The organism is Bacillus sp. 5B6 (assembly GCF_000259405.1).
Classification (GTDB): Bacteria; Bacillota; Bacilli; order Bacillales; family Bacillaceae; genus Bacillus; species Bacillus velezensis.
Genome location: NZ_AJST01000001.1, coordinates 2539905 through 2559237, shown reverse-complemented (window position 1 = coordinate 2559237; position 19333 = coordinate 2539905). Strand labels below are relative to the sequence as shown.

20 protein-coding genes and 1 other annotated feature are annotated in these 19333 nt (G+C 48.2%); of the genes, 18 read left to right on the top strand and 2 right to left on the bottom strand.

All coding sequences use genetic code 11. The features are described from left to right. Positions 1–21 precede the first annotated feature (21 nt). The 3 genes from MY7_RS11950 (at position 22) to thrS (ending at position 3901) form a co-directional block, all read left to right on the top strand. The gene (locus MY7_RS11950) at positions 22–663 is read left to right on the top strand and encodes a TVP38/TMEM64 family protein (RefSeq protein ID WP_029326038.1); all 642 of its coding nucleotides are present in this window, start codon (positions 22–24) and stop codon (positions 661–663) included. A gap of 65 nt (positions 664–728) precedes the next feature. Continuing rightward, complete coding sequence (gene ytxC / locus MY7_RS11945; RefSeq protein WP_007613032.1) at positions 729–1559, top strand: putative sporulation protein YtxC; 831 nt, start codon at positions 729–731, stop codon at positions 1557–1559. Positions 1560–1969: 410 nt separating this feature from the next. Next, positions 1970–3901 carry a threonine--tRNA ligase gene (gene thrS / locus MY7_RS11940; protein ID WP_007613029.1) on the top strand — a complete coding sequence of 644 codons (1932 nt, stop codon included), beginning with the start codon at positions 1970–1972 and terminating at the stop codon, positions 3899–3901. Positions 3902–3955: 54 nt separating this feature from the next. On the opposite strand, the gene MY7_RS11935 is transcribed toward thrS, so the two are convergent. Next, a complete protein-coding gene (locus MY7_RS11935; protein WP_014418604.1) occupies positions 3956–4750 on the bottom strand; it encodes an HAD family hydrolase in 795 nt (264 codons plus the stop codon). A 186-nt stretch (positions 4751–4936) separates the two neighbouring features. On the opposite strand from MY7_RS11935, the gene MY7_RS11930 reads away from it, so the two are divergent. The 8 genes from MY7_RS11930 to MY7_RS11895 all read left to right on the top strand — a co-directional run bounded on the left by MY7_RS11930 (position 4937) and on the right by MY7_RS11895 (position 10513). Further along, a complete protein-coding gene (locus tag MY7_RS11930) occupies positions 4937–6718 on the top strand; it encodes a sensor histidine kinase (RefSeq protein WP_007408090.1) in 1782 nt (593 codons plus the stop codon). Next, entirely contained in the window at positions 6696–7430 is a 735-nt protein-coding gene (locus MY7_RS11925; protein WP_007613024.1) for a LytR/AlgR family response regulator transcription factor, read from the top strand. Before MY7_RS11930 ends, MY7_RS11925 begins: the two co-directional genes overlap by 23 nt. 129 nt (positions 7431–7559) lie before the next feature. Then, on the top strand, positions 7560–7997 hold the full coding sequence (lrgA, locus tag MY7_RS11920; RefSeq protein ID WP_007613022.1) for an antiholin-like murein hydrolase modulator LrgA: 438 nt from the start codon (positions 7560–7562) through the stop codon (positions 7995–7997). 12 nt (positions 7998–8009) lie between these two features. Then, entirely contained in the window at positions 8010–8693 is a 684-nt protein-coding gene (gene lrgB, locus MY7_RS11915; RefSeq protein WP_007613020.1) for an antiholin-like protein LrgB, read from the top strand. Between the two features lie 181 nt (positions 8694–8874). Beyond that, positions 8875–9005 (top strand) — a sequence feature (ribosomal protein L20 leader region). A gap of 58 nt (positions 9006–9063) precedes the next feature. After that, positions 9064–9585: a translation initiation factor IF-3 gene (infC, locus tag MY7_RS11910; RefSeq protein ID WP_071543361.1), complete on the top strand. Its 522-nt coding sequence runs from the start codon at positions 9064–9066 to the stop codon at positions 9583–9585. Positions 9586–9597: 12 nt separating this feature from the next. Next, complete coding sequence (rpmI, locus tag MY7_RS11905; RefSeq protein ID WP_003152493.1) at positions 9598–9798, top strand: 50S ribosomal protein L35; 201 nt, start codon at positions 9598–9600, stop codon at positions 9796–9798. Positions 9799–9829: 31 nt separating this feature from the next. Continuing rightward, entirely contained in the window at positions 9830–10189 is a 360-nt protein-coding gene (gene rplT, locus MY7_RS11900) for a 50S ribosomal protein L20 (RefSeq protein ID WP_007613019.1), read from the top strand. Between the two features lie 57 nt (positions 10190–10246). Beyond that, on the top strand, positions 10247–10513 hold the full coding sequence (locus tag MY7_RS11895) for a DUF1294 domain-containing protein (protein ID WP_007613018.1): 267 nt from the start codon (positions 10247–10249) through the stop codon (positions 10511–10513). A gap of 13 nt (positions 10514–10526) precedes the next feature. On the opposite strand, the gene MY7_RS11890 is transcribed toward MY7_RS11895, so the two are convergent. Continuing rightward, positions 10527–10919, bottom strand: coding sequence for a hypothetical protein (locus tag MY7_RS11890; protein ID WP_003152498.1), 393 nt, complete (start codon positions 10917–10919; stop codon positions 10527–10529). 183 nt (positions 10920–11102) lie between these two features. Here MY7_RS11890 and MY7_RS11885 point away from each other — a divergent pair, with 183 nt between their 5' ends. The 7 genes from MY7_RS11885 to MY7_RS11855 all read left to right on the top strand — a co-directional run bounded on the left by MY7_RS11885 (position 11103) and on the right by MY7_RS11855 (position 19306). Continuing rightward, positions 11103–12188 (top strand): M42 family metallopeptidase, encoded by a 1086-nt coding sequence (locus MY7_RS11885; RefSeq protein ID WP_007613012.1) that lies wholly within the window; start codon positions 11103–11105, stop codon positions 12186–12188. A gap of 141 nt (positions 12189–12329) precedes the next feature. Continuing rightward, positions 12330–13295: a glycoside hydrolase family 43 protein gene (locus tag MY7_RS11880; RefSeq protein WP_007613010.1), complete on the top strand. Its 966-nt coding sequence runs from the start codon at positions 12330–12332 to the stop codon at positions 13293–13295. 183 nt (positions 13296–13478) lie between these two features. Then, positions 13479–14972 carry an L-arabinose isomerase gene (gene araA, locus MY7_RS11875; RefSeq protein WP_007613009.1) on the top strand — a complete coding sequence of 498 codons (1494 nt, stop codon included), beginning with the start codon at positions 13479–13481 and terminating at the stop codon, positions 14970–14972. A gap of 1 nt (position 14973) precedes the next feature. After that, entirely contained in the window at positions 14974–16659 is a 1686-nt protein-coding gene (araB, locus tag MY7_RS11870) for a ribulokinase (protein WP_007613007.1), read from the top strand. After that, positions 16652–17341, top strand: coding sequence for an L-ribulose-5-phosphate 4-epimerase (gene araD, locus MY7_RS11865; RefSeq protein WP_003152509.1), 690 nt, complete (start codon positions 16652–16654; stop codon positions 17339–17341). Before araB ends, araD begins: the two co-directional genes overlap by 8 nt. Further along, positions 17319–18125, top strand: coding sequence for an HAD-IIA family hydrolase (locus MY7_RS11860; RefSeq protein ID WP_007613004.1), 807 nt, complete (start codon positions 17319–17321; stop codon positions 18123–18125). Before araD ends, MY7_RS11860 begins: the two co-directional genes overlap by 23 nt. After that, entirely contained in the window at positions 18122–19306 is a 1185-nt protein-coding gene (locus MY7_RS11855) for a sn-glycerol-1-phosphate dehydrogenase (protein WP_007612999.1), read from the top strand. The genes MY7_RS11860 and MY7_RS11855 overlap by 4 nt, the downstream gene beginning before the upstream one ends. Positions 19307–19333 lie beyond the last annotated feature (27 nt).

Below are 19333 nucleotides of genomic sequence, written 5' to 3'. Positions count from 1 at the left end.
CAATGGGAAGGATTTGAGGGGATGAGGAATAAGAAGGCTGTCACTTGGGCTGCGGCTGCGGCGGGAGCGGGCCTTTTGCTGTGGGCAAACCGCAAATATCTGAATCTGTCGCCTAAGGAGATCCGGCTGTGGGTATTATCGTTTGGTGTTTTTGCGCCGCTTGTGTTTATCGGAATTTCCATCGTCAGGCCTTTTGTGCTGTTTCCCGTATCAATCGTTTCCGTCGCCGGAGGATTGGCGTTCGGCCCGTTTTTCGGCACCGTGTATACGCTGGCGGGCTCAATGGGCGCTGCCGCCGCCTCTTTTTTTGCGGCGTGGCTGTTTGCCTTTAATGAGAAAAGCCGTCATGGAAAAATGGAAGCTATTCAAAAGCAGATGAAAACCAATGGCTTCTTTTATATTTTTATCCTGCGCATTCTGCCTGTTAACTTTGATGTGATCAGCTATGCCGCGGGCCTATCGAAAGTCAGGCCGATGACGTATTTTTTGGCTACCGCAGCGGGCATCATTCCGGGGACGATCGTCCTGAATGTGCTTGGCGCGAGCTTTATGTCCGGCAATGTGCTGACCGTACTCGGCGTGATCTGTCTTTACATCGCATTTTTATCGCTTCCCGTTATATTTAAAAAGAAGGTGCGCCATTTGTTCGGCGGTGAAAGCTAACCTTTACGTCTATTTTAAAAACATCCCCCATATACTTGTAACAGATGCCGTAAGGGGGGACAAATATGCTTGAAGTGATCTTTGAAGATGACCACGATACCGCCGCTTTTTTACATCTCATTCAGCAATCGGACGACCGGAGACATTTTATTGTCCGTGAAGGCACAAAAAAAGTCGGAATCGCAAGGTCTGAAACGGCTTTTTGCGTTCAGCGCTTTATTGAGCCGATACTTGTCAGGTTTTTTTTGGAATGCAAAGAAGACGAGCATATGCTTTCGCTTATTGAGGATGCATACTGCTTCACCGATCAGGATGAACAGCAGCAAATCCTTCAGCTTGCACACAGCATTATGGAAGGAGAGTTGGATGATCATCCGTTCGAGCCGAAGAAAGAGCCGCGCACACAGTTTATTTCAGATGCGCTCCGGACGATTTCACTTGATGCGGGTGTTTTTTCCGTGCGTTCGTTTCAGACGTTCCGGCTCGGCAGGTATTATGAGCGGCTCAGAGAATACGCGGAGGCCGCGATAGATGAATACCGGATGGAACAGGAATATCAAAACTTTATTCAGTCTCTGAGAGATTATGTGACATCCAATCCGCCGCGGATGAAGAAAGTCCGCATCATACATGACCGGGCTTTTACGCTGTGGGAGCTGCGCTATTTGTCAGAACGGGAACAGAAAAAATACATAGACAGACGGTTTGTGCGGGAGCACCCGATGTATATAGATTCCCATCTCCTTGCGCCGCTGATCTCCATTGCGCCTGAGACGGTAGAACTGTATACGGACAAACCGGAGCATATGATGTCCAGAACGATTCAAAACGTGTTTCAGGAGAGGGTGCGCCTTTTTCCGCTGGGCGCGTTTGCAGCCGAGAAGACGGAAGGATAGCCGCACGGACGGCCTTGTGTAGGCGGCAGGGCTGTCTGTGCGAAATCAGACGGAAAACCGAGTTGCATTTTTCTCACAGACATTTTATAATACATAAAAGATTAATGATTGCTACACGTATTGATAAGGACATGAAGCATTGATACCGGCTTTATAAGAGAGGAGAGCCCTAGGCTGAAAGCTTTCCAGCTATGGATCATTGTCTTTACCGCCTTTGAACTTCAGCTGTGAACGCCGGAAGAAGCGCCAGTAATAGCTGACGGGAACTCCCGTTACAGAGTTTAGAGCCGCAGGTGCCGAAACAATCGGCTGCGCGGAAAAAAGGGTGGAACCACGATTCCGTTTATTTAACCTCGTCCCTTTCATAGGGGGCGGGGTTTTTGATTTGCATAAAAAAAGGAGTGACGAAGATGTCAGATATGATCAACATCACATTTCCGGACGGAGCGGTAAAGGAATTTCCGAAAGGAACAACAACAGAAGATATCGCGGCATCCATCAGTCCGGGATTAAAGAAAAAGTCTTTAGCCGGAAAACTGAACGGACAGGAAATTGATTTAAGAACGCCGATTCAAGAGGACGGTGCCGTAGAAATCATTACAGAAGGCACAGAAGAAGGCTTGAACATCATGCGGCACAGCACGGCGCATTTATTGGCCCAGGCGATTAAGCGCATTTATAAAGATGTGAAATTCGGTGTCGGCCCCGTCATTGAAAACGGGTTCTATTATGACGTTGAAATGGAGCAGGCGCTGACGCCGGATGACCTTCCGAAGATTGAAAAAGAAATGAAACGCATCGTCGGTGAAAATCTGCCGATTATCCGAAAAGAAGTGAGCCGTGATGAAGCAAAAGCCATGTTTGCGGAAATCGGCGATAATCTGAAGCTTGAACTGCTGGATGCCATCCCAGAAGACGAAACGGTCTCCATTTATGAGCAGGGCGAATTTTTTGACCTGTGCCGCGGCGTGCACGTGCCGTCTACAGGCAAAATTAAAGAATTTAAGCTGCTGAGCCTTGCGGGCGCATACTGGCGCGGCGACAGCAAAAACCAAATGCTTCAGCGCATTTACGGCACAGCCTTCTTTAAAAAGGATGACTTGAAAGAGCATTTGCGGATGCTTGAAGAAGCGAAAGAGCGTGACCACCGAAAACTTGGCAAAGAATTAAAATTGTTCGCCAACTCTCAAAAAGTCGGACAAGGCCTGCCGCTCTGGCTGCCGAAAGGCGCAACCATCCGCCGCGTGATCGAGCGCTACATTGTGGATAAAGAGCTGAGCCTCGGTTATGAGCACGTCTATACGCCTGTTCTCGGAAGCAAAGACCTGTACGAAACATCAGGGCACTGGGAACATTATCAGGAGGGCATGTTCCCGCCGATGGAAATGGACAATGAAACACTCGTGCTCCGTCCGATGAACTGTCCTCACCATATGATGATTTACAAACAGGACATTCACAGCTACCGCGAGCTTCCGATCCGCATCGCAGAGCTCGGAACGATGCATCGATATGAAATGTCCGGGGCGCTTTCAGGTCTTCAGCGCGTACGCGGCATGACGTTAAATGACGCGCACATTTTCGTCCGCCCTGACCAGATTAAAGAAGAATTCATCCGCACGGTCCGTTTGATTCAAGACGTATACGAAGACTTCGGCCTGAGTGATTACACATTCCGCCTGTCTTACCGCGATCCTGAAGACACGGAAAAATATTTTGATGATGATGAGATGTGGAACAAAGCGCAATCCATGCTGAAGGCGGCAATGGACGAAATCGGCCATGACTATTATGAAGCGGAAGGCGAAGCGGCGTTTTACGGCCCTAAGCTTGACGTGCAGGTGAAAACGGCGATCGGCAAAGAAGAGACATTGTCAACTGTACAGCTTGACTTCCTTCTTCCGGAACGCTTTGATCTCACTTACGTCGGGGAAGACGGCAAACAGCACCGTCCTGTCGTTATTCACCGCGGCGTCGTGTCAACGATGGAGCGTTTCGTTGCTTTCTTAATCGAAGAGCACAAAGGCGCCCTTCCGACATGGCTTGCGCCGGTGCAGTTCCAAGTCATTCCTGTATCACCGTCCGTGCATCTTGACTATGCGAAAAAAGTGCAGGAGCGTCTGCAGCGTGAAGGCCTGCGTGTCGAGCTTGACAGCCGGGACGAAAAAATCGGCTATAAAATCCGTGAAGCGCAAATGCAAAAAATCCCGTACATGCTTGTGGTCGGTGACCAAGAAGCGGAAAACGGCGCGGTAAACGTCCGGAAATACGGCGAGCAGAAATCAGAAACCGTCTCATTGGATGATTTTGTGAAAAAGGCTGTAGCCGAAGCGAAAAAATAATCGGAAATACAAAAAACCCCGTTCATTCAGAATGGGGTTTTTTTGCGTATAAAATTATCTTTCTTTTTGTTTCTCTATAATCGCAAACAGCTCGTGAAGATCGCTGATCACGTAATCAGGCGCAATGTCCGTATCATTTTTCTTTTGCGTCCGGTTTACCCAGACTGTTGTAATACCTGCCCGTTTCGCTCCCAATATATCAGTATTGAGGTTATCTCCGACCATAATGGCGTCTTCTTTTTTCAGGTTCAGGAGGCCGAGGCAATGTTCGAATATGGAGGCGTCGGGTTTCCCTTTTCCGAAAGCGCCTGAGATGACGATTTCATTAAAATAAGGCGCGAGCTCAGGAACGCCGGCGAGTTTTTCTTTCTGCAGGCTGGGATCGCCGTTTGTCAGCAGAAGCAATTCATAAACACCTTTCAGCTTATCAAGCACCGCAAACGTTTCATCATACACGTACGGACGCTGTCTGCGTTCCGCCGCGAAAAATTCCGCCAAATATTCGCCGTAAGCCGCATCGTCTATACCGACGCTTTTTAAGCCGTTCGTCCAGGCGTTTCGTCTGTATTCCGGCGCAATCCGATTCAGCTGTTTAAATCCTTCGCTGACCGGCTCGGAAAAATTCGCCCACAATCCTTCAAACGGATTAATGCCGATCATGACCGTATAAGGATAGGTTTCGTATGACATATACAATTCCCGTGCCGCTTTCCGAACCGCCTCTTCAAATGTATGCGGGTCAAGGCCATATTTTTTTTCCGCTTGTAAACATGTTTCTCTGAATGTTGTTCTGACGCTTTTTTCATCCCATAACAGTGTATCGTCCAAATCAAAAAATACGGCTTTCATGATCTTCTCCTCTTTGTTATATTCTGAAACTCTCTGCCGCAAGGCTCCCGTTTATTCTACAATAGATATATAGACTGTGAAAGATTTGTTTTCAGATGATTTGAAAAAAACAGGCAGGTTTGTGTCAGATTCTGTCTCAGGCTCTAAAACGTGATAAAATAAAATTTGAAAGAACAGGTGAAAAGTATGCTGCATTTGATCATCATGATGCTGGAGAGAGTCGGAATTATCGTCATATTGGGATTTGTTCTGGCTCATACCAGATTGTTCAGACAGGCGCTCCAGCAGCCTGAGAGCTATAAAGGCAAAGCGGTGCTGATTTCAATTTTCTCGCTGTTCAGTATCATCAGCAACTATACGGGAATAGAAATTCAGCGGAATACAATCATGAATAATGACTGGGTGTTTCAAATTAATCCGTCCGGTTCAATTGCCAATACAAGAATTATGGGCGTTGAAATCGGCGGACTCTTAGGCGGCCCGTATGTGGGGATCGGCGTCGGCATACTGGCCGGCCTGCATCGTCTATCACTCGGCGGCGCGACCGCAGTCAGCTGTGCCGTCTCATCCGTTTTAGCGGGCATTTTGTCCGGCTGGATCGGACGGTATTTCAGAAAACGCTATGCGATGCCGACACCGCGGGTGGCCGCGCTTGTCGGACTCGGGATGGAATCACTGCAAATGCTGCTCATCCTCTTGATGGCCAAGCCGTTTTCTGATGCTTGGACGCTTGTGAGCATCATCGGCATCCCGATGATATTGGTAAACGGGTCAGGGACTTTTATTTTTCTTTCGATCATTCAGTCGATTATCAGGAAGGAAGAACGGGCGAGAGCCCTTGAAACCCATAGGGTGCTGATGATTGCCGATCAGACGCTTCCGTTTTTCCGCCAGGGGCTGAATGAAAGCTCATGCAAAAGCGTCGCCGCCATCATTCACAGGCAAACAGGAACGGACGCGGTATCGCTTACGGATAACGAAAAGATTTTGGCGCACGTCGGCGCGGGTGCCGACCATCATATTCCGTCTGAAAGCCTGATCACCGGATTGTCAAAGCGCGTCATTAAAACGGGTCATATTATGAAAGCGACATCAAAGGAAGAAATTGAATGCACGCACGATCCTTGTCCGCTGCATGCGGCGATTGTATTGCCGCTGACGTCAAACGGCAAAACGATCGGGACGCTGAAAATGTACTTTAAAAGCCCGTCAGGTTTAAGCCGGGTTGAAGAAGAGCTTGCAGAAGGACTCGCCATGCTGTTTTCCACCCAGCTTGAACTCGGCGAGGCGGAACTGCAGAGCAAATTGCTGAAAGACGCAGAAATAAAGGCGCTTCAAGCACAGGTCAATCCGCATTTTCTGTTTAATGCGATCAATACGATTTCTGCTCTTTGCCGTACGGATGTGGAAAAAACACGAAAGCTTCTCCTGCAGCTCAGCGTCTATTTCCGTTCCAATCTGCAGGGGGCAAGGCAGCTGCTCATCCCGCTTTCTAAAGAACTAAACCATCTGCAGGCATATTTATCATTGGAGCAGGCCCGTTTTCCCGGGAAATATAAAATCAGCCTTGAAATCGAACGCGGTTTGGAGGACATCGAAATTCCTCCTTTTGTGCTGCAGATCCTCGTCGAAAATGCGCTCCGCCATGCATTTTCAAGAAAGCAGGACAGCTGTGCCGTCAATGTCAGCGTGGTATCCGCCGGTCAATCGGTTTTAATGCGGGTTGGAGATAACGGGCGGGGAATTGATCCGGAATTGCTGTCCGTGCTCGGAAACCGTCCGCTCCCGTCTAAAGAAGGGACGGGAACCGCGCTTTACAATTTAAATCAGCGGCTGATCGGGCTGTTCGGCCCCAAAGCAGCCCTGCGATTGGAAAGTGAGGCCGGCAAAGGTACGGACGTATCATTTGAGCTGCCTTTGAAACTGATGACTAAAGGAGAAGAACATGCTGAAGGTGTTAATCGTTGATGATGAAATGCTGGCAAGAGATGAATTAGCTTATTTGCTGAAACGGACGAATGAAGTAAGTGACATAAACGAAGCTGAAAATATTGAATCCGCTTTTGACAGTATGATGGATCAAAAACCGGATCTGCTGTTTTTGGACGTTGATTTGTCAGGAGAAAACGGATTTGACATTGCCAAACGGCTGAAAAACATGAAAAATCCGCCGGCCGTCGTTTTTGCGACGGCGTATGACCAATTTGCTTTAAAAGCCTTTGAAGTCGACGCGCTCGATTATTTAACGAAGCCTTTTGATGAAGAAAGAGTGCGCCAGACGATCAGAAAGTTTAAAAGAGTGAAGCAGGACAGGGCAGGAGCCGTCTCAGAGCAGCCGTCCGCAGCCGGAGCGCATAAACTGGCTGTATCAGCCGGTGAATCTATTGTCATTTTAGATACGAAGGATATTATTTTCGCCGGCATGGAGGACGGACACGTTTCCGTCAAAACGTTTGCCGCGTCTTATTCCGTTCATGAAACTTTGGCGGTCATTGAGAAAAAACTGCCTGAGACGGGTTTCTTGAGAGTGCACCGCGCGTTCATCGTGAATACGGAGCATATTACGGAAATTCATCCTTGGTTTAATTCGACGTACAATCTTATCTTAAAAGACGGCTCTAAAATTCCCGTCAGCCGTACATACGCCAAGGACTTAAAAAAGCTGCTTCATATTATATGAGGCGGCTTTTGCATTTCAGCAGCCGTTTTTTGCATTTCAGAATGAATATTCAGCCGTTTATTATGAAAGCGCTTTAAAAATCGATTTCTCTTTTATAATGGAACTAACAAAGAGAAAGAGGTGAAGAAAATGAGTGCGAAAAAAGTGTACGGATTTCTGACACAAGCATTTATTTTTGCCGTAATTATGCTCATATCTAATGGGATTGCAGCGATTGTCCCCATTCCTATACCCGCTTCCGTAGTAGGTTTGGTGTTATTATTTGTCCTCTTATGCCTGAAAGTGATTAAGCTTGAACAAGTAGAAACGCTGGGAACATCATTAACGTCACTGATCGGATTTTTATTTGTCCCGTCGGGCATCTCCGTGATGAATTCACTTGGCGTCATGCAGCAGTACGGCGTGCAGATCGCACTCGTCATCTTACTCGCCACCATCATTCTGTTAGGGGCGACGGGCCTTTTTTCTCAGCTGATCTTGTCTGTCAGCCAAAAACGTCAGAAGACTGCTCCTGAAAAACAAACGGTGCGCCGTTCCAATCAGGAAAAAGAACTTGTGCAGCATTAGGAGGGAAATCGGATGAGTCCATATTTCGGTATTGTCGTTTCACTTGCGGCCTTTGGCATCGGCACGTATTTATTTAAAAAAACGAGAGGCTTTTTCCTCTTCACCCCGCTGTTTGTCGCGATGGTGCTTGGAATCCTTTTTCTGAAGCTCGGCGGTTTTTCATATGAAGATTATAAAAACGGAGGAGACATTATTAAATTCTTCCTGGAGCCCGCGACGATCGCTTTTGCCATCCCTTTATACAAACAGCGTGACAAACTGAAAAAATACTGGTGGCAGATCATGTCTTCTATCATTGTCGGCTCTATCTGCTCAGTGACGATTGTCTATTTGATCGCAAAAGGCATTCATCTTGACGCGGCCGTTATGAAAAGCATGCTTCCGCAGGCGGCGACAACGGCAATTGCCCTTCCGCTGTCAAAAGGAATCGGCGGCATCACCGATATCACCGCTTTCGCCGTTATTTTCAACGCCGTTATCGTCTATGCTCTGGGTGCTCTATTCTTAAAACTGTTTAAAGTAAAGCACCCAATCTCTAAAGGACTGGCTCTCGGCACATCAGGACACGCACTCGGTGTTGCGGTCGGTATTGAGATGGGGGAAGTAGAAGCGGCAATGGCAAGTATCGCGGTTGTCGTCGTAGGAGTGGTGACAGTGCTGGTCATTCCGGTATTCGTTCAGCTCATCGGAGGATAAACCCGGGTCATAGACCCGGGTTTTTTATTGTCCGGCAGCATCTGCGGGCGGCAAAGAACGAAATTTCACATTTTTCCTTGCGCTCGCCCCGGCATCGTGTTAAAATGAAAAAGTTGATCCGGAGAAGTCATTCTTGACTAATGATCCGGTATTGTGTAGAATAGTTATTGAATTGAATATAAATCACAAGCAGAGGCACCCGCTTCTCACCTGATTGACACATTCATGTAGTTGGCAGGTTGACCGTACATTTTTATTTATGCAGATGTTCGTAGTGTGGGTGTGTTGTCATGCCCGCACTTTTTGTTTGCCTGCAGAATGCAGTCAAAAAGCGTTGTGAATCAATTCGAAGAAACTATGGAGGTGGCTCATTATTAGCAAAGATCAATTGGTTAATGAGGGTATCCGTGCACGTGAAGTTCGTCTGATCGGACAAAATGGCGATCAGCTCGGCATCAAGTCCCGTCAGGAAGCACTTGAAATCGCCGGCCGCGCAAATCTTGACCTTGTGTTAGTTGCAGCAAATGCAAAACCGCCTGTCTGCCGCATCATGGACTACGGTAAGTTCAGATTCGAGCAGCAGAAAAAGGACAAAGAAGCACGCAAAAATCAAAAAATCATTAACTTAAAAGAAGTTAGATTAAGTCCGACGATCGATGAGCATGACTTTAACACGAAATTGCGCAATGCGATTAAATTCCTTGAAAAAGGCGATAAAGTGAAAGCTTCTATCCGCTTTAAAGGGCGCGCAATCACTCATAAAGAAATCGGCCAGCGCGTATTGGACCGTTTCTCTGAAGCATGTGCGGAAGTTGCGACAGTCGAAACAAAACCAAAAATGGACGGCCGCAGCATGTTCTTAATGCTCGCGCCGAAAAACGAAAAGCAATAAGGAGGAAATCCCATGCCAAAAATGAAAACTCACCGCGGATCTGCTAAACGTTTTAAAAAGACAGGTTCTGGGAAGTTAAAACGTTCTCATGCATACACAAGTCACTTATTCGCCAACAAATCCCAAAAGCAAAAGCGTAAGCTTCGCAAGGGTGCTATTGTAAGCGCAGGAGACTTCAAACGTATCAAACAACAGCTTGCCAACATCAAGTAATCGGACAAGGAACAATTAGGAGGGAAATATAATGCCAAGAGTAAAAGGCGGAACTGTGTCGCGTCAGCGTCGTAAAAAGGTTCTTAAATTAGCAAAAGGTTATTTCGGTTCAAAACATAGATTATACAAAGTAGCAAACCAGCAGGTCATGAAATCAGGAAACTATGCATTCCGTGACCGCCGTCAGAAAAAACGTGATTTCCGTAAGCTTTGGATCACTCGTATCAACGCTGCTGCACGTATGAACGGTCTTTCTTACAGCCGTTTAATGCACGGTCTTAAGCTTTCAGGCATCGAAGTAAACCGCAAAATGCTTGCTGATCTTGCTGTAAACGATCTTACTGCTTTCAATCAGCTTGCTGATGCTGCTAAAGCTCAGTTAGACAAGTAAGTTGAAAAAGCCGCTCTCTTTCCGGGAGCGGTTTTTTTACGTAAAGGGTGACAATCAATGGCTCTCTTCATTTACGCCGTATTGATAAACGGATACGGCTTTTGGATCATGGGCGCTGATAAAAGAAGAGCAAAGGCGCACAGGTGGAGAATATCAGAGAAACGAATATGGCTCACAGCCGCCATGTTCGGCTCACTCGGCGTATGGATCGGCATGCGCACCTTCAGGCATAAGACGAAACACAAATCCTTTTTATACGGGGTGCCGCTGCTTTTTCTCACTGAAGCCGCCCTTGTGCTGATGTATTTGATGTATAAAACATAAAAAGCAGGAGAGCTTATCGCTCGCCTGCTTTTTTCGCTTTTTTGATGGGCTGGTCCCAATCAATCTTGCAATTCGGATACCGCTCCAATACCTTTTTTTCGACTTCTTCAAAATCACCTGCAGAAAAGCGGTTCAGCTTTTCCGGATTTTCGGTCCATACAAATATTGTATGGATAAACAGCGGATGATCTTTGGAAGGGATATGCTTTTCTCCTTCAAAGAGCACTCCTTTATAAGTAAGCTGGAGATTTTTTCGCGTGTTTTTCTGTTCGTCAATAAAATAAAAATTCTCTTTTGATTGCGCCAGTCTGAGCCTTCTTTTCGGGTTTGCGTAGAATTTGACGCACATGTAAATAAAATAAATAAGAAGTGCAAGCAAGACAATCCTCAATACTGTAATGGCCATATGTGTGAAGGCACCTCCTCACCTTTGTCATGATCTGATGTAATACGAAAAACAAAACAAAAGGTTTCATTTTTTTAAAAGAAATAGATAAAAACATTTACCCGTTTTTCAGGCGAATTAATCGTATGCTTCAGCATTGGTTTTGTATAATAAGAAGGGTAGTGAAAAAAAGGAGGTTTATTGATGACAAAATTAGATGAAACGCTCACCATGCTGAAAGCGTTAACGGATGCAAAAGGGATACCGGGAAATGAGAGAGAAGTCAGACAAGTGATGAAATCATACATAGAACCATTTGCCGATGATGTCACAACAGACCGGCTGGGAAGCTTAATCGCAAAAAAAACCGGCAAAGAAAACGGTCCGAAAATCATGATCTCAGGGCATTTAGACGAAGTCGGTTTTATGGTGACGCAAATCACTGATAAAGGCTTTCTCCGCTTTCAAACCGTCGGCGGCTGGTGGTCTCAGGTCATGCTGGCCCAGCGCGTCACCGTCGTGACAAAAAAAGGGGACATCACGGGGATCATCGGTTCGAAACCGCCTCACATTCTGCCTCCTGACGCCAGAAAAAAAGCCGCCGATATTAAAGAGATGTTCATCGATATCGGGGCGTCCAGCCTTGAAGAAGCAATGGAATGGGGCGTTCTTCCGGGTGACCAGATTGTGCCGTATTTTGAATTTACAGTGATGAACAATGAAAAGCATTTATTGGCGAAAGCATGGGACAACCGTATCGGCTGTGCGATTGCCATCGATGTATTAAAAAATCTGAAAAACAGTGATCACCCCAATGAAGTATACGGGGTCGGAACCGTTCAAGAAGAAGTCGGGCTGCGCGGGGCGAAAACAGCGGCACATACGATCCAGCCTGATATCGCGTTCGGTGTGGATGTCGGAATTGCCGGAGATACACCGGGAATTTCTGAAAAAGAGGCGCAAAGCAAAATCGGCGAAGGGCCGCAAATTATTCTGTATGACGCATCAATGGTATCTCACAAAGGGCTGCGCGACCTTGTCGTGAACACGGCGGAAGAAGCGGGAATTCCGTATCAGTTCGATTCCATTGCCGGAGGGGGCACGGATTCAGGTTCCATTCATTTAACCGCAAACGGAGTGCCGGCGCTGTCCATTACGATCGCGACGCGCTACATTCACACTCATGCCGCTATTTTGCATCGGGATGATTATGAGAATACGGTAAAATTGATCACAGAAGTGATTAAAAAATTAGACCGGGAAACGGTTGACCGTATTACTTATCAATAAAGATACGGAAGAATCTGCTTTTTTAAGCAGATTCTTTTTTTTATCTGTACAAATATGAGCCCTGCGTCTACAATAAGAGAAGACATAGAAAAATCTGACAACACGTTTTTGAAAGCGCTTTAAAAAGGGGAGGATTTACAAATGAAAAACAGATTCAGACGCATGATCCGCTTTTCGTGCGCAGCCGTTACAGCCGGGCTGCTGCTGATGTCTTCATCTCCGGCATCTGCCGCGTTTTGGGGGGCATCAAATGAATTGCTTCACGATCCGACAATGGCGAAGGAAGGAAACACGTGGTACGCTTTCGGAACCGGTTTGGAAGGGGAGAGGGGGCTTCGCGTCTTAAAGGCGGGCAGCGGCGGCGTATGGACCGTTCAGAAATCAATTTTTACTTCCCCGCTGTCATGGTGGGGCAATTATGTGCCGAATTACGGGCTGAATCAATGGGCCCCCGATGTTCAATATTTTAACGGAAAGTATTGGCTCTATTATGCCGTTTCTTCATTCGGCAAAAATACCTCCGCGATCGGTCTTGCATCATCTGCAAGCCTCAGTTCGGGAAACTGGAAGGACGAAGGGCTCGTCATCCGTTCAACAAGCGCCAATAACTACAATGCAATTGATCCGGAGCTGACAATTGATAAAGACGGAAACCCTTGGCTTGCCTTCGGTTCTTTTTGGAGCGGCATTAAGCTGACAAAGCTTGATAAAAATACAATGAAACCGACGGGATCACTTTATTCCATCGCTGCCAGACCGAATAACGGCGGAGCTTTGGAAGCGCCGGCCATCACCTACCAGAACGGCTACTATTACTTAATGGTGTCGTTTGATAAATGCTGTTCAGGCGTGAATAGTACGTACAAAATCGCTTATGGAAGAAGCAAAAGCATCACCGGCCCATATCTCGATAAAAGCGGGAAAAGCATGTCAGAAGGCGGAGGGACGATTCTTGACTCCGGTAATGACCGCTGGAAAGGCCCGGGCGGTCAAGACATTGTGAACGGTAATATTTTAGTGCGTCATGCGTATGATGCCGAAAACAGCGGAATTCCGAAGATGCTCATCAATGATATCGATTGGAGTTCAGGCTGGCCTTCCTATTAATTGAGCAGCCGGGCATGTGTGTCCGGCTTTTTTACTTGCAATAAAAGATTGACAGTTTGATTCCTCCTTAACTATAATAAAATTGTTCGTACAAATAAAAGGATTAAAGTTTTGTGGTTTATATTCGTACGTATATTTTTAAAAAATGCAAGCGCTTTATTTTGATGGGAAGGGGAAATGAATGTGCTTCAGAACAAAGAATATGAATTTTGGTTTGTAACGGGAAGCCAGCACTTATACGGAGAGGAAACGCTACAGCTTGTCGATAAACACGCAAAGGGAATATGTGACGGCCTCAGCGGGGTGTCATCAAGATACAAGATCAGGCATAAACCGGTTGTCACGTCATCTGAAACAATCAGAGAGGTTTTGCGGGAAGCGCAGTATCAAGAAAACTGTGCCGGGGTCGTGACGTGGATGCATACATTTTCCCCTGCGAAAATGTGGATTGAAGGTCTTTCCGCTTTTCAAAAGCCGATGCTTCATCTGCATACCCAGTATCATCGCGACATCCCGTGGGAAACGATTGATATGGACTTTATGAACAGCAACCAATCCGCTCACGGAGACCGGGAATACGGATATATCCAGTCAAGAATGGGGCAGACGAGAAAAGTCATCGCAGGCTATTGGGATGATGAGGAAGTCAAACATGACATTTCGCAATGGATGAACACGGCTGCCGCTTGGAATGAAAGCAGGAATATTAAAGTAGCCCGGTTCGGCGACAATATGCGGAATGTTGCGGTTACTGACGGAGACAAAGTCGGCGCCCACATTCAATTCGGCTGGCAGGTTGACGGGTACGGAATCGGCGATCTTACCGAGGTGATGAACAACGTCACCGACGCAGAAATTGAGGCGCTTTATGAGGAATACGACAACTTGTATGTCATCAGCGACGAAACAAAACGGGATGAAGCAAAAGTTGCTTCCATTAAAGAACAGGCGAAAATTGAACTCGGATTAACGGCCTTTCTCGAACGGGGCGGATATACAGCGTTTTCGACCTCCTTTGAAGTTTTGCACGGAATGAAGCAGCTTCCGGGTCTTGCCGTTCAGCGTCTCATGGAAAAAGGGTACGGATTTGCCGGCGAAGGCGATTGGAAAACGGCTGCCCTTGTGCGAATGATGAAAATAATGGCGGACGGAGAACAAACCTCCTTCATGGAAGATTATACGTACCATTTTGAACCGGGGCGTGCGATGATTCTCGGATCACATATGCTTGAAGTATGTCCGACGATCGCCCTTGATCAGCCGAAAATCGAAGTCCATCCTCTCTCAATCGGAGGGAAGGAAGATCCGGCCCGGTTGGTCTTTAACGGAATCGGCGGTTCAGCCATCATCGCCAGCATCATTGATATCGGCGGGCGATTCCGTCTCATTCTGAATGAAGCGGAAGGCAGGGAAATTGATCATGATATGCCGAATCTCCCTGTGGCGCGGGTGCTGTGGAAGCCGGAGCCATCGCTGAAAACAGCTGCGGAAGCATGGATTTTGGCGGGAGGCGCCCATCATACTTGTATGTCCTTCCGGCTTACGGCTGAACAGATGCTTGACTGGGCTGAGATGGCAGGCATTGAAAGCATCTTTATTTCACGCGATACCGAAATTCATGAGCTGAAAAAAGAGCTGAAATGGAACGACGCATTATACCGGCTGGGAGGGAATTAATATGGCGTATACGATTGGTGTTGATTTCGGCACATTGTCCGGCCGGGCGGTGCTTGTCAATGTCCGCACGGGCGAAGAAATCGCGTCTGCGGTAAAAGAATATACTCATGCCGTCATCGACCGCACGCTGCCGAAGACGGGTGAAAAACTTCCTCGGGACTGGGCGCTTCAGCATCCTGCCGATTATATCGAAGTTCTGGAAACGGCGATTCCGAACCTGCTTGAGCAGGCGGGCGCTGATCCAAAAGACGTGATCGGCATAGGAATTGATTTTACCGCCTGCACGATTTTGCCAATAGACGGCGCGGGGCAGCCGCTTTGTATGTTGCCGGAATTTGAACGGGAGCCCCACAGTTATGTGAAGCTGTGGAAGCATCATGCGGCTCAAAAACATGCAGACCGTTTGAACACGATTGCCGAAGACACAAATGAAACATTCCTTAAAAGATACGGCGGTAAAATTTCTTCCGAATGGATGATCCCGAAAATCATGCAAATCGCGGAAGAAGCGCCGCATATATACAAGGCGGCAGATCAGATTGTGGAAGCGGCAGACTGGATCGTCTATCAATTGTGCGGTTCATTGAAGCGAAGCAACTGCACGGCCGGCTACAAAGCAATCTGGAATGAGGATACGGGGTATCCGCCGGATCATTTTTTCGAAAGGCTCAACCCGTTAATGAAAACGATTACAAAGGATAAATTAAGCGGCTCCATTTATTCAGTCGGGGAAAAAGCAGGAGGTTTGACCGAAAAAATGGCGGAGCTGACCGGGCTTCTGCCGGGGACGGCCGTTGCCGTCGCCAATGTCGACGCTCACGTGTCAGTGCCCGCGGTCGGTATTACAGAGCCGGGGAAAATGCTGATGATCATGGGAACGTCTACCTGCCATGTGCTGCTCGGCGACGAAGAACATATCGTCCCCGGTATGTGCGGGGTCGTCAATAACGGTATCTTGCCCGGATATGCGGGATATGAAGCGGGGCAGTCCTGTGTCGGCGACCACTTTGAATGGTTCGTCAAAACGTGTGTTCCGAGAGACTATGAGAAGGAAGCTGAGGATAAACAAATAGACATTCACGAGCTGCTCAGCAAAAAAGCAGCTGAACTTGTTCCCGGGGAAAGCGGCCTTCTCGCGCTTGACTGGTGGAACGGAAACCGGTCAACCTTGGTGGACGCCGATTTGACGGGCATGATGCTCGGCATGACGCTGCACACGAAGCCGGAAGAAATCTACAGGGCATTGATTGAAGCGACAGCGTTCGGAACGAGGATGATTATCGAAACGTTTCGGGAAAACGGCGTTCCGGTCGAAGAGCTTTACGCAGCCGGAGGAATCGCCGAAAAAAATCCGTTTGTCATGCAGATTTATGCAGACGTCACAAATATGGATATTAAATTATCCGGGTCTCCGCAGGCGCCTGCACTGGGCTCCGCGATTTTCGGAGCGCTCGCCGCGGGACGGGAAAACGGGGGCTTCTCCAATATTGCTGAAGCATGTGCGCATATGGGGAAATTAAAAGACGGCTTTTATGCCCCGAACCGGGAAAGAGCTGAGATTTATGACAGCTTATATGCGGAATATAAAGAGCTCGTACACTACTTCGGCAAAGAAAACAATGTCATGAAACGCCTGAAAGCCATTAAAAACCGTGATTTTGCGAAAGGAGGGAGCCGCCATGCTTGAAGCGTTAAAAGAAGAAGTGCTCGCTGCCAACCTGAAGCTTGAGGAACATAACCTTGTCACGTTTACATGGGGGAATGTCAGCGGCATCGACAGAGAGAGCGGGAGAATCGTCATTAAACCGAGCGGTGTCGATTACAGTGAGCTGACCGCTGACAAACTGGTCGTCCTGAATGAGGACGGAGACATTCTCGAAGGCTCGCTGAAACCGTCTTCTGACACGCCGACCCATCTTTATCTGTATAAAGCGTTTCCGGCTATCGGCGGAATCGTTCATACGCACTCCCGCTGGGCGACGAGCTGGGCACAGTCCGGAAGAGACATACCCGCTCTCGGAACGACTCACGCGGATTACTTTGAAAGCGCTATACCCTGTACGAGGGAAATGTATGAAGAAGAAATTGTGAAAGATTACGAATATCATACAGGCAAAGTCATAGCCGAAACCTTTCAAAACGAACCGTATGAACAAAATCCGGGTGTCCTCGTCCACAGCCACGGCCCGTTCTGCTGGGGAACGGACGCGCTGAATGCCCTGCATAACGCCGTTGTGCTCGAAACGGTAGCGGAAATGGCCTACCATTCGCTTATGCTGAACAAACAGCTCAGTCCGATCGACAGAGTGCTGCATGATAAGCATTTTTACAGAAAACACGGGGCGAATGCTTATTATGGCCAAACTTGACGCAGCCGGGTTTCTGATTGATTTAGACGGAACCGTATTCAGGGGGCGGGAGCTGATTGACGGCGCAAAAGAAGCCGTTCATACCCTTCAGTCACTGGGCAAAGCCGTTGTCTTTTTAAGCAACCGCGGCAATCTATCAAGAGCAATGTGCCGAAAGAAACTGCTGGGTGCCGGTATCCGCACGTATGAACGGAACATCGTGCTGTCCTCCAGTGTGACGGCATCATTTTTAAAGAAGCATTATCCTATGTCAAAGGTGTGGGTGTTAGGAGAGAAAGGGCTGACTGATGAACTCGCTTTAGCGGGTGTCGCCCTGGCGCAAAACCCGCAGGCGGCAGACTGGCTTGTCATCTCCCTGCATGAAACCGTCACCTATGAGGATCTGAATCTCGCTTTTAAGGCGGCTTCCTCCGGCGCGCGCATCATCGCCACGAACCGGGACCGCTCCTTTCCGAATGAAGGCGGCCATGCCATGGACGTCGCGGGAATGATCGGGGCCATTGAAGCATCCGCCGGAGCAAAAACGGAGCTTGTCATCGGCAAACCGTCTTGGCTGATGGCTGAGGCGGCATGTGAAGCGCTCGGACTTCCCCCTGAGGAATGCGCCATTATCGGAGACAGCCTCGAATCTGATATCGCAATGGGCAGGCTGTACGGAATGAAAAGCGTATTGGTTCTGACGGGGTCGGCCAAACTTGGGGAGCCCCGTCTATATGAACCTGACATCGTCCTTGATTCTATTAAAGACCTGACAGGATTAGCGAAGGAGGGAATCCTTTTATGAAACGTTCTCCTGAGGACATTCAATCCGAGTTTGACAAGGAAGGGGCCAGCCGCTCACCGATTCAAATAGAAGATATCGTGATCGGGGCGAATGCAAAAGAAGAGCTTCTCAGATTTCTGCAAAAAAAATGCTGGAATCATCCGGTCATCGTCTGTGACCGGAACACTTACGAGGCGGCGGGACGTCTGCTTGCGGACGAATTGAGGGCAGGCGGGATCAAAGCGTCAAAAGTCATCATTCCGGAGCATGAAGCCGGGGCCGCCGCGGCTGATGAGAGGACACTGGTCTATACGCTGATCAATCTCGCGGAAGAGACGGATGTCATCATTGCAGCAGGTTCAGGAACGATTCACGATATTACGCGGTTTGCCGCTTATCAGCGCGGATTGCCGTTTATATCATTCCCCACCGCTCCGTCAGTCGACGGTTTTACATCGGCGGGAGCGCCGCTCATATTAAACGGAATCAAAACGACGATCCAAACGAAAGCGCCGATCGCCTTATTTGCCGATACGAATGTATTAAAAGAAGCGCCCCGTTCAATGACAGCCGCAGGCTTCGGAGACATGCTCGGAAAAATAACATCGCTGGCAGATTGGGAGATTTCCCGCAGGCTTGCGGGTGAGCCGTACTCAGAAGCAGGGGCGAAGCTTGTGAAAGACGCGCTTTGGCAGTGCATTGATCACCGCGCTGACATTGCCATGGGAACGGAGGCCGGCATTCAGATACTGATGGAAGCGCTGATCGTTTCGGGTCTTGTCATGCTTGCGCTTGACCACTCCCGTCCCGCCTCAGGAGGAGAACATCACATCTCGCATTGGATTGAGATGGAAATGCTGAAGGCAAAACAGCCTCCGATTCTCCACGGTGCGAAGGTCGGCTGTGCGTGCGCGGTGCTGAGTGATATTTACAAAGAACTGGCTTGTCACGAAAAGCTTGCTGAACTGCCGCCGCACTTTCGCGAGGCGATTCATTCTGCATATGAAGGGCTTCCCGACGGCAAGACAATTGCCGGGTGGCTCGCATCTGCGGGAGGTCCCGCCTGTTTCGATGAGATCGGTGTAAAACAGGACCTTGTCAGCGATGCGCTTAAGCATGCGCACACACTGCGAGACCGTTATACCGGTTTAACCATCATAAATGAAAATGCAGCGCTCTTTGCACATCATTTGCATCTATAGCCGCACGGCCTAAAGTGGAAGGGGTAA